The organism is Fusobacterium perfoetens, assembly GCF_021531475.1.
Taxonomy (GTDB): Bacteria; Fusobacteriota; Fusobacteriia; order Fusobacteriales; family Fusobacteriaceae; genus Fusobacterium_B.
On sequence record NZ_JADYTX010000030.1, the window covers coordinates 15,791 to 28,084 of the forward strand.

10 protein-coding genes are annotated in these 12,294 nt (G+C 26.6%); all 10 read right to left on the reverse strand.

Going from position 1 to position 12,294, the window contains the following annotated elements; translation table 11 throughout:
• Window positions 1–33 precede the first annotated feature (33 nt).
• The 10 genes from I6E15_RS07445 to I6E15_RS07490 all read right to left on the reverse strand — a co-directional run bounded on the left by I6E15_RS07445 (window position 34) and on the right by I6E15_RS07490 (window position 12,209).
• Window positions 34–1,182, reverse strand: coding sequence for a Coenzyme F420 hydrogenase/dehydrogenase, beta subunit C-terminal domain (locus I6E15_RS07445; RefSeq protein WP_235247209.1), 1,149 nt, complete (start codon window positions 1,180–1,182; stop codon window positions 34–36).
• Window positions 1,169–2,350 (reverse strand): polysaccharide pyruvyl transferase family protein, encoded by a 1,182-nt coding sequence (locus tag I6E15_RS07450; protein ID WP_235247210.1) that lies wholly within the window; start codon window positions 2,348–2,350, stop codon window positions 1,169–1,171. Before I6E15_RS07450 ends, I6E15_RS07445 begins: the two co-directional genes overlap by 14 nt.
• Window positions 2,337–3,596, reverse strand: a complete 1,260-nt coding sequence (locus I6E15_RS07455) for an oligosaccharide flippase family protein (protein WP_235247211.1) — start codon at window positions 3,594–3,596, stop codon at window positions 2,337–2,339. Before I6E15_RS07455 ends, I6E15_RS07450 begins: the two co-directional genes overlap by 14 nt.
• Window positions 3,583–5,007 carry a hypothetical protein gene (locus I6E15_RS07460; protein WP_235247212.1) on the reverse strand — a complete coding sequence of 475 codons (1,425 nt, stop codon included), beginning with the start codon at window positions 5,005–5,007 and terminating at the stop codon, window positions 3,583–3,585. The genes I6E15_RS07455 and I6E15_RS07460 overlap by 14 nt, the downstream gene beginning before the upstream one ends.
• On the reverse strand, window positions 4,997–6,220 hold the full coding sequence (locus tag I6E15_RS07465) for a glycosyltransferase (protein WP_235247213.1): 1,224 nt from the start codon (window positions 6,218–6,220) through the stop codon (window positions 4,997–4,999). Before I6E15_RS07465 ends, I6E15_RS07460 begins: the two co-directional genes overlap by 11 nt.
• 61 nt (window positions 6,221–6,281) lie before the next feature.
• A complete protein-coding gene (locus tag I6E15_RS07470) occupies window positions 6,282–7,610 on the reverse strand; it encodes a hypothetical protein (protein ID WP_235247214.1) in 1,329 nt (442 codons plus the stop codon).
• 12 nt (window positions 7,611–7,622) lie between these two features.
• Complete coding sequence (locus I6E15_RS07475; protein ID WP_235247215.1) at window positions 7,623–8,444, reverse strand: glycosyltransferase; 822 nt, start codon at window positions 8,442–8,444, stop codon at window positions 7,623–7,625.
• 2 nt (window positions 8,445–8,446) lie between these two features.
• Window positions 8,447–9,133, reverse strand: a complete 687-nt coding sequence (locus I6E15_RS07480; RefSeq protein ID WP_328222052.1) for a sugar transferase — start codon at window positions 9,131–9,133, stop codon at window positions 8,447–8,449.
• A gap of 9 nt (window positions 9,134–9,142) precedes the next feature.
• Entirely contained in the window at window positions 9,143–10,402 is a 1,260-nt protein-coding gene (locus I6E15_RS07485; RefSeq protein ID WP_235247216.1) for a DegT/DnrJ/EryC1/StrS family aminotransferase, read from the reverse strand.
• Window positions 10,395–12,209, reverse strand: a complete 1,815-nt coding sequence (locus I6E15_RS07490; protein ID WP_235247217.1) for a polysaccharide biosynthesis protein — start codon at window positions 12,207–12,209, stop codon at window positions 10,395–10,397. The genes I6E15_RS07485 and I6E15_RS07490 overlap by 8 nt, the downstream gene beginning before the upstream one ends.
• Window positions 12,210–12,294: the final 85 nt, after the last annotated feature.

The following is a 12,294-nucleotide window of genomic DNA, read 5'->3' on the forward strand; positions in this document are numbered from 1 at the left end:
TTTCTCCTTTTTCCAATATAAACTTTAAAAATTTTATTTTATCACTTTTTTTATATAATTAAAACATATACCAATTTTATTTTTTAATGTATACTTCATTTTATTTAATATATATTCATTCGAATTCTCAAAATTATCTAATAGATCTCTCTCTGGTGGTCTTGTACAACATTTACCCAAATTAATATTTGTACTTAATGCTTCTTCTAATTTTCTTTCATTATACCAAATTTCATTTTTTATGCCTTCAAATATTTTAGCACCTTTAATTGTATTTACCATAAGAAGAGAAACACCTTTTTTATAACGTAATCTTGAAATTTCTTTTATATTAACTCCAGCAAAATCTCCTATTGTTAAATCCCCTCTTCTAGGTATAGAAGAAAATTTACATTTGTAACAACTCTCTCTATAAATTGCCTCATGAAAAAAGGCAGACATATACCTATTATTCAATGCACTCTGATATTTTACTTTACCACTTTTATACACATATTTTAATAAATAATGATTAGTGAGTGTAAATTTATCTTTCGATCGAAATTTAATATCTACTATTTCGTCATTTTTTTTCTCTTGTTTTTTTATTTCTTCATTAAATAATTTAAAAGATCCAACCCCATGACACACTAAATCAACAGTGACAAGATTACTATATTTCTTTTGTAAATATGAATTTATTCCAGCTATTTGGCATGGACAACCAATAAATAATACCTCTTTTCCGCATTGAAGATCTTCTTTTACTTGCGTATAAATATTTCCAACTATACTTTGAAAATATTTAGAACCATGTACTTTATTTAATTGCTCCATTTTTTCTATTCTGGAAAATTTTATTGATAAGTTTTTTTGTGTTTCACTTGCATAAACCACTCCTCTTTTATTTTCAATAACAAATCTTGCTATCTCATAAAACATCCCTCCAGAACTTGAAACTTTTAATACATTATCTTTAAGAGATTGCGCACAAAATACTTTTAAAAAAGTATTTTTTTCGTCACTATCCTTTTTATTAATTGGGCAATTTATTTGACATTTGTAACATTTTATACATTTAGATTCATTTATTTTTGGATATAAAAACCCTCTTTCATCCTCAAACATCTCAATACAACTCACAGGACATATATTAGCACAAACAAAACATCCTGTACATAGTTCACTACTACAAATCTCCATTACTATACTCCCTTGCTATATTTTGAATATACTTTTGTGATTTTTTTTGAACCTTCTCAATAAACTCTTGTGACTTTATAAAATCTATTGAAAATATATTATTTTTATCAATTTCTATATTGATATCTATAAATCTGTTCTCCAACCCACAGCATTCTAATAAATCTGTAATTCTTGAAGATTGACTAGAAGAGTGTTGATAATTTCTACTAATTATATAAAAATTTTTTTCAAAAATAATAGAAAATAAAAGTGCATGAAAAGAATCTGTAATAACTAATTCTGCATTTTTTATATATTTTATAAACTCAATAGGCCCGCCCGATTTCATAACTTTATCGGTTCCCTCAAAGCTATTATATCCAAAACATATGCATTTAAGTTTTGTTATATTGCACAATTTTTCTATAAACTTTTTACCATTTTCTGTTGGTTTATCAATAAAAAATAAACAAATATATTTTTCATTATTACTTTCAGACAAGCCAATTAATTCATCCCAATATTTTTTATTAATTTGCAAAACAGGATCATTCAACACATCACATGACTTCCCTATTAAATCTTTAATAATTTTTTCACCTGTTTTTTCTCTTATTGACAAGCAATTATATTCTTGTAAATTTTTAATTAATTCTTTTTTATTATAACTAGGTATAATATTAACCCCGAAACTCGGAGCATATGCAACTCTCTTATGTTTTGGAGCAAATTTTAAAAAATAATCTTCCTCTAATATCGGCCATGATCCAGGCCATATTTGATCGCTTCCTGATATAAAAAAATAATATTCTGATGATTTTGCACACTTTTTTAATTTTCTATGATTTAAAAATACTTGAGATATATATTCTTTTTTAAATGACTTCATCATATTTAAACTTTCCTCTGAGAGAGTCTTGTATTTTGTAGACTGTTTCGCATTATTATACAAGCCATATATAAATTTAATTTTATTAGGATTTTTTATCAATTTTATAAAAAATTTAACTCTTCTTTTAACTGCATAATATACCCTTTCAAGTCCTCTATCAGCTATATTAACTAACACAATATCATATCCATTTTCTTTAAAAATTTTTTGTGTTGCATAACATTGCAACATAGAACCATAATTTCCAAAGCTATATGTCAATTGTCCTACTTTTTTACTTTTAAAATTTTTCATACATAACTCCCTTATTTTGATAATAAAAATATATTCTAAGTAACATTAAAACAAATTCTGTCGTAGACCGTAAAATCGCAATATTAATCAATGTAAATTTATTTATACTTAATAAAACAATCAAAACACCCATATGAAATACTGCAGCTATAAGTGTAGATATTGTAACATATTTTTCTTTATTGATTGGACCTAAAACCGGAAATCCTAATACTTGAGCTGGATACGTAAAAACTAAAACAGGTAACATTATTCTAAAAATATTTATAGAAATCTCATATCCAACACCCGCAACTATATTTATAAAAAATGGTGCTCCAAAATAACAAACTGTTACTCCTACCAATATAACAGGAACTATATATACAAGTGCATTCTTTATAAGTTTAACATTTCTAGATTTGACCATTCTAGGATATAAACTTGATGTAATCGGCTCATACAACGATATTACTAATGTAATTAATTGAAACGCAACTCCCCAATAAGCGATATCTGATTCAGAGAAAGATGCAAATCCCATAAATAATATATTTGCAAATGTAAACGCTGTGGAAGCAAATGTCGATATAAAAAAAATAAAAGATTCTTTAATTTCTTCAACAGAGTCTTGTATATAAGTTTTTGTAAATGATATATCAAATTTCTTTTTTAAATGTATCCACGTAAAAACTATTGATGTAGCGTTTCCAACACCATTAAAAATAGGAATCCAAATTAGTTGGTCCGGTCCTTTGACTACTAAAATTGTTAATATTGTCGTAATTGCTTTAGATAAGCAATATCTTATAGTTATCCCTTTCATTTCTTCTAATCCCCGATATATAAAATCTGGTAAAAATACTAATATCACTGTTGAAATATAATAAGCAATTAAAACAATTTTATTTTCTCTTAAAATTGGTACAAATGATAGAAATAAACTTACAAAAATTCCACTAATAATACCGAGTATTATTTTGGCTTTTATTACTGATGTATATATTCTCCTAACTTTTTTTATGTCATTTCTATTAATGGAAATTTTTCTTGTGGCAGAAAAATTAAATCCGAAATCAATAATCATACTAATATAATTTACAATTGAAGTCATATAAGTAATAATTCCATAATATTCCGACATCAAAACACGAGTTAAATATGGAAACAATAACAACGGAAATAAGTATCTCGCAAATGTCATTAAATATAACATTATACTATTTTTCAGCACTATATTCTCATCATTATCTTTATTTAATACCATTACTGCACTGCTCCCTTCTCATTTTACTTTTTTCTATAATCTTAATCATTATAATCATTGGTAATATAGTTCCTAATATAACGACTAATACAATCTTTATATAGTACATTGTAATTGCCATCGAGCAATATACAGATAAAAGTAAATACACCCCTTTTTTTAAAGTAACTTTTGATTTTTGAGCTACTAGTCCTGCTTTATAAGTAATTTTTGTAAAAAAGAAAGAATATATTGGTGACAAAAAAAATCCAAAATACGTATAAGCAGTTCCTATTGTTGTAGGTATTTGACCATAACTATTGTTAATAATATTAAACTCTTTTTGATATGAAATTTTTTCCAATCCAAATAAAGTATTTCCAAATGGAATTGATTCTAAAAAATCATATAAAAAATATGTTACTCTACTTTCTAATGACAATTCCATCCTAATATTTGCTGCTGTATTCGCTATACTTGAAAAATAAGACCCTACATAACTAGAAAGATAACTCCATATTCCAACTTCTAATCTTGATAATATAACAGCTCTTATAAAAAAATATGTTATCACCACTACTATAAATATAATTGAAATTACAAAAAATCTATCTTCTTTCTTGTATATAATACACGTTAATAACATCAGTATAATCGCATAGACAATTCCTCTTGCTATTGTACCATCTATTATAATTATACTAACAGATGATAATACTAAACAAAAAATATAACCTGAATTCCTTTTATTCTTTTTATGAATCTCCATTATTAAATGTAATGGCAATATAAAACGGATTATTTTAGTTAAGTAATTATGTAAAACTAAAACAAATTTTGAAATAAAGCTTGTTGCATAAATATCAATTACAGCAGACATCTCATTGTTACTAAACTTTACATTAGTTATTTCCAAAATGTTCATATAAAATTTACTACACTGTGGAACGATTATAAAAGTACCTACAAAAATCAGTAATAACATTAGCACGAGTATTCGCATTTTTTGAATATTATATGCTTGTTTTTCTTCTATATATTTTAATTTTTTTATTATTTTTTTCTGTTTGCTACTACATATATTTAAAGCAATAAATATAAAAAACATTTCATAGACTGATAACCATATAGCTTTATTCATTATATCTGATAAAGATACTCCAAATTCATTTTTATATCTTCCTAATGTATAAAATAATGGGAATATCACATTCCTAAAAAAAAGTAAAAAATACAATATTGTAACTCCAAAATTATCTGGTATACATTTACAAAACATTTCTATAGATAACAGCGTAAAAACTCCAAATGATAATGGTAATATAAAAATAAATTCATATCCCTCATATCCATCATATAAAAAAACAATATATAGTGATATCAAACATGATATAAATGTTATGAATAAATTAAAGCATACTTTATACTTCATTTTGGTTTCTCCTAATCAATTCTTCATATATATCTATATATTCCTTTCCCATTTGTTCCTTAGAATATTTTTTCCTAGCAATATCTGAAACTTTTTTTCTATCAATATATCTATTTAACCATTTTTTTATTTCTATTTCTAATAAATCTATATCACCAAAATTGACAAAAGATGAAAACTCTTTTAATGCTATTTCTTCTGGTGCACCTGATTTGAATCCAACAACTGGAGTTCCACAACATAAACTTTCTGCTACTGGCATACAAAAAGTTTCTTTTTCACTTGTTAATACAAATAGATCTGCTATCGAATAAAATTTAGCAAGTTCTATTTGATTCGATATTACTCCTACATCTATTACATTTTTAGGAAAATTTATATTTATATCAGAATTTCCAACTATAATAAACATAATATCTGGTAATCTTCTTGCAAGTTCAATTACATACTTTCCACCCTTAATAGGTCTTGAAAATGATGCAGTCACATGTAATATAATTTTTTTACCCAATAAATTATATTTATTTTTTAAATTATTTTCCGTAATCTTAAATATATTTTCACTATCTATTCCATTCAATATAGTAAAGTGCTTTTTATTACAAAGTATACTTGACTTTCTTGCTCTTTTCATTAGCCAAGGAGAAACAGATACCACACTTAAATTACTATCAAATCCACAAAAAGCTTTTTTTAATTTTTTCCATGAATCGTGTGTTCTATCAATAAAAAAAGAAGAGGTTTCTATTCGCCACCTTGGACATCTATTGCATCCATTTATCCATTTATTACATTCTAAAGAATATCCACAATTTGCTGTATACATAAATTCAGCATGCAATGTTAATACCGTACTGATTTTATTTTTCTTTAAATAATTTATTATCTTATAAATGTTAACTATATTATCATTGATGCAATGTAAATGTACTATATCTGGTTTTTCTAACTTTATTATAGAAATAAGTTTACTCGTCTGCCAAAAACAACTTCCAAATTTCATTCCACTAATGCAAGATAATAATTTTGTAAATTTAGCATATCCATTACTACATAACCTGTATATTTTATTTTTTTTATTTTGCTTTGTTTTTCCTCTTCCATAACATATTACAGTATCTATGTTATTATTTTCACAGACTTGTCTCAAATCATATACAATTTTACCTGTGCTTCCTTCTTTATAAAAATTATTTACAAATAAAACTTTCATTACACTTCCTCATTTTTAGAAAATTCTTTTATTTTTTATCGTTCATACAAAATACTATTTCTTATTCAAAATAGTTTTTAGATGTTTCTTTTAAATTAAGAGCAGTATAAAATGCATTTCTTAAAATCCTGCTATTTCTTTCAAATGTATGATTTTTTTTATATAATTTATATTGTTTTTTTACTATATTATTTCTTTTAACTTTATCAGATATTATTTCTTTTATACAATCCTCTAAGTCTTTTTTATTTGTGACAACACATGCTACATCATTATCTAATAAGTATTGTATTGATCCTGCATTTTTTGGTCCATATGCTAAAATACATCTATTACTTCCTAAATATTCTGGTATTTTTGTAGACAAAGCATACTCTATTCGTCCGAAATATCTTTCTTCAAATGATTCTGGTAAAATTAAAACTTCACTCTTAACTATCACATCTTTAACTTCTTCAGATGATATGCTCCCCATAAAATTTATACCATTTTCTAAAGTTAGTTTTTCCAATTTTTTCTGATCTGTCTCTTGACTATATACATCAATACAGTATTCTATCGAAGGTCTAATCTTTATTAACGCCATCCCAATATCTAAAATAGCTCCATCTCTCCCTAAACCTAGGTTTCCTATGTATGATATTTTAATCTTTTCATTATGTTTTTCTTTTTTTACATTTTCTTTACTGCTCACATAAAATACATCATTTATTACCTTAAATTTGCTACTATACAGTTGTTGCATCTTAGGTTGATTATATAGAACAAATTTAGCCCTATCAAATATCTTTTCTATTTTCTTTCGTAAAAAATAAATATTTATTTTATTTAAAATACCACTTCTATTTATTTTTCCAAAATAATAATCATCAAATACACATACTACTATTGGAATATTAAATTTTTTTGAAATAAATTGAGCAATACTATACGGAAACAAATAGTCAGATGTTGGTAAAAAAATAACATCTGGCCTATTATTTTCAACCCATTCAATTAATTTTTTATTTTTCCAAGTTCCAATCCCCCAAATTATATTCCTGAAAATAAACATCCAGTTTTTTTTCTGCATTCCTTTTTGATAAATTTTTCTTTTCATACCTGCATCAACTCTTGCAGTTTTTAAATTTTCATTAATATCATTCTTCTCAAATATTTTCCCTGGTTTTATAAATAAATTTAATGACTTTAATATATCAAAATCTGTAATTCTAAAATACTTTTCACATTTATGTGTAGTAGGAATTTCTAAGTGTAAATATATTTGACACAATTTTTCTTTTGGCCATTCAGAAAAATATGAATTTAATGTTTTTCCTACACTAGTATCAAGATTTATTACCTCATGTGAAATTATAAGTACTTTTGGATAATCATATTTGTCTGACATTAATCCTCCTTGTTATTTTCTTAAAAACTTTTTGTACACCCAGTGCTGTAATTCTATGGGCATTAAATACATACCTGTTTGAGCCATAGCAATCAATATATAATCTCCAAGACTTGAATACCCCATCTTCCAAAATCTTTTTATTGTATCTATATAAGATTTTGTATTTTCCCAACTTTTTCTACGTTTTGCTAAATCATTATTTGATCTAAAATATAAAAGTGATTCTGGTATATTTTCTGCCTTATTTCCTGAAAATAACATTCTTCCAAATAAATCAACATCTTGATTTCTTCTAAGAAAATTATTATACCCTCCCTGTTTAAGAACTTCTTTTCTTTTATACATTACTACAGGATGATTAAAAGCTGATCTTCTTTTAGCAAATTCATAAATTTCTTTAGAGTTTACCGGAACTTTTCTTGTTGATACAATTTCTTCTGGTGAAATATAAAACTCATCAACCCATGCTCCAACTATTGATAATTCTGCTCTTTCTTTAAATTTTTTTATTTGCTTTTCACAACGACTCGGTTTGGAAATATCATCTGTATCCATTCTTGCTACTAACTCATTTTTACAATGTTTTAGTCCAAAGTTTAATGCATAACCTAGTCCCTTATTTTCTTCATATCCTACTATATTAAATAGGTTTGGATATTCTTTTATATATTTATCCAAAATATTTTGTAACTCTATAGTAATTGGACCATCTTTCACTATCACTATTTCATCTGGTTTTAATGTTTGATCTATCATGCTTTTTATAGCTACATCTAAATATTCTGGCTTTTCCTTTATATATAAAGACATTAAAACACTATACTTTTCCATTATTATCCTTTCCTTAATATCTCTCTTGCTTCTTCTTGTTTTTTATCATATTCTTCTTTTATTACTTCATTTTTTGATAAAAGCCAATCTCCAAAGTCCATATCTGATACTGTTCCTTCTCTTACAATATCAGCTCTTTTTACTACTTTTTCAAAAGTTTTAAAAATAATTCTTAAATCTTCTAATAAAGTAATTTTTTCTATATAACAAAGATCATATTCAAACTTTTGCTCCCAAGTAATATTATTCCTTCCATTTACTTGAGCAAGACCTGTAAGACCTGGTCTAACACTATGTCTTTTTCTTTGAGTTGATGTCATAAATACCATATCTCTCACAAGTTGAGGTCTTGGACCAACTAATGCAAGATCTCCACATACAATATTTATTAAAGAGGGAAGTTCATCAAGAGATGTGCTTCTTAAAAATCTTCCATATCCATTTAATCTAACGTCATCAGGAAGAAGGTTTCCATTTTTATCTTTTGCATTTGACATTGTTCTAAATTTTATTAATTTAAAAACTTTTTCATTTTTACCAGGTCTAGATTGACAAAAGAAAGGATTTCCTTTCATTGCTATAGCTCCAATAATAGATAAGACTAAAAGCAGTGGAGATAATACAATAAATCCTACAAAAGATAAACAAAAATCAATAAATCTTTTAAAAAAATTCTCATATATTTTCATCTCTTGCACCTATTCAAAACAACTTCTTATTATCTCTATTATTATATTTTGTTCTTCCTCTGTCATCTTATTATCACTCGGAAGACATAAACCTCTTTGGAATATATCCATTCCCACATCTAAAGGTCTTCCATCTTTTCCTAAAGCTCCGCCTTGAATGTAGGCATTAGTTTTTCCTCTTCCGTTTCCCTCTCTTGTAACGAACCCATTCATTCTATAGATTGGTTGCATATGCATTGGCTTCCAAATTGGTCTTCCTTCAGCATTATATTTCATCATTGTTTCAAGTATCTCTGTTGGACAAGTTTTTCCTTTTTCTTTAATATATGCAACTTCATTTTCTCCACGAACTTGTTTGCACATTGCATTTTCATCTATCAACATACAACTTAGCCAATAGTTAGGTACTGAATTTTCTTCATCAAAAGGATTCATTGTAACTGGTAACCCTTCAAATCCTTTTTTATATCTTTCATATATCTCTTTTTTCTTAGCAATATGCTCTTCAAGATAAGGAAATTGTCCTCTCACAACTCCGGCTATTACATTACTCATTCTATAGTTATAACCAACCTCTTCATGTTGGTACCAAGGAGCATTTTCTCTAGCTTGAGTAGACCATTTTCTTACTTTTTCAGCTGCTTCTTTACTGTTAGTAAGTAACATTCCACCAGAAGAACCTGTTATTATTTTATTACCATTAAAACTGATACAGTTAAAATCTCCAAAGTTTCCTGTTTGTTGTCCTTTGTAACTTGCTCCTAATGATTCAGCAGCATCTTCTATTATTGTAGCTCCGTATTTATCACAAACTTTTTTAATTTCATCTATTTTTCCAGGAACTCCATATAGATGAGCTACTACTACAACTTTAACTTCTGGATAAATTTCAAAAGCTTTTTCCAAAGCCACTGGATCCATATTCCAAGTATCATATTCAGTGTCAATAAATACAGGAACTCCACCTTCATAAACAACAGGATTTACTGTTGCACAGAAAGTCATATCAGAACAAAATACTTTATCTCCAGGTTTAACTCCAGCAAGTCTTACAGCTAAATGAAGTGATGCCGTTCCCGCAGATAAAGCCACTGCATACTTACAACCAACTTTTTCACAAGCAAGACGTTCTACCTCATCTATATTTTTTCCAACAGTAGACATCCAGTTTGTTTCATAAGCCTCTTTCATATATTCAAATTCTTCTCCATGCATTGTAGGAGAGCTAAGCCAAACACGATTTTTAAAAGGAACAAATTCCTTATTCATATTTTACCTCCTTGTAAGATACTACTACTTTTTTCATTATTTCTTTTATCTTTGTAATATCTGGATTATGTGTACATTCTCTTAGTTCATCAAAATACTTATCAATCTCAATATTTCCTTTATCTATCTTAGTAATAAATATCTTTTTATTAGCTGTTTTTATAGCATTATTTGTATCATAAAGTAACTCTTCATAAAGTTTTTCTCCTGGTCTTAATCCAACTATATCTATTCCTACTTTTGCATTTGATAACCTTATCATATTTTTTGCAAGATCATAGATTTTAATTGGTTTTCCCATATCTAGGATAAATATCTCTCCACCATTTCCTATACTTCCAGCTTCTATTACTAGTTGTGCTGCTTCTGGTATAGTCATAAAGTATCTTGTAATATCTTTATGAGTAAGTGTTAGATTTTTTCCTTCTTTTATTAATTTTCTAAAGATTGGAATTACAGAACCATTACTTCCTAATACATTTCCAAATCTTACGGCCATAAATTTAGTACCTTTTGATACTTCATTCATATGTTCTATTACAAGTTCACAAGCTCTTTTACTTGCTCCCATTAAGTTCGTTGGATTAACAGCTTTATCTGTTGAGATAAGAACCATTCTATCTACACCAAATTTATTTGCACACTCTGCTACATTTCTAGTACCAAATATATTATTCTTTATAGCTTCCTCTGGATTATGTTCCATTAAAGGAACATGTTTATGAGCTGCTGCATGGAATACAATATTTGGTCTATATTTATTAAATAGAAACTCTAATTTTTCTTTTTCACGAATATTACATATTTCTGAAACTAAATCAAGATTTGGATATTTTCTCTTAAGTTCAAGCTCTAAGAAATATATATCATTTTCATTGACATCTATTGTTACAAGTTTTTGAGGTTCATATTTAGCTATCTGTCTCGCAAGCTCTGACCCAATACTTCCAGCACCACCTGTTACAAACACTACCTTATTATGTATCAAATCTTTTATACTTCCATCATTGATTTCAACTTGATCTCTTCCAAGTAAATCTTCAATACTAACATCTTTAATTTGATTAGTAAGAGAGTTATCTATCAAGTTACTTACAAATGGAAGTTTTTTAATTTTAATATTTGGTATCTTTTCTATCTTTTTAAAGATATCATTTATTATTTTATTATCTAAAGATGGAATAGCTATGATTACTGTTGTGATATCATATTCTTCTATAGCTTCTTCTATAGTGTCCAATCCACCATAAACTCTAATTCCATTTATTATAGTTCTATATTTTTTAGGATCATCATCAATAAATGCACGTATCTTATATTCAAAATTCCTGTTAGCACGACATTCTCTTATTAATGTATTCCCAGCTTCTCCAGCACCATAGACTAAGGTATTTTCTCTATTTTTTCTTCTCTCTTTTGGAGAAATATTCCCTTGTCTTTGTAATCTAAATATCATTCTTAAAAGTAACATCGAAGCTGTTGAAAAACTAAACACTAAAGCTAAAATTCTCCAACTATGAAATTCTAAAAGTTTTCCTAAAGCAAAAGCTGAAATTGTACTATAGAGATTTAACTTAATAATCTCTAAAACATCTCTACTATCAGTATATTGCCAACTTGTACCAACTTCATTTTTTAATAAATCAAATACAGCATAAGAAAAAGCATAAAGAAAGGCTATCTTAATAGGTTGATCTCTAAATTCTTCAAACATAATGTAAGTAATAAGTAGTGAAGAAAAAAAGATGCTAAAGATATCTAAAAAAATCTTTACAAAATTTCTCTTATTCCTAAAAGCTTTGTCCATAAAATTTCTCCTCGTATAATATTTATATAATAATTTTTTAATTATTAAGCTATTTTAATTTTTATGTAATATACTGTTATTAGAT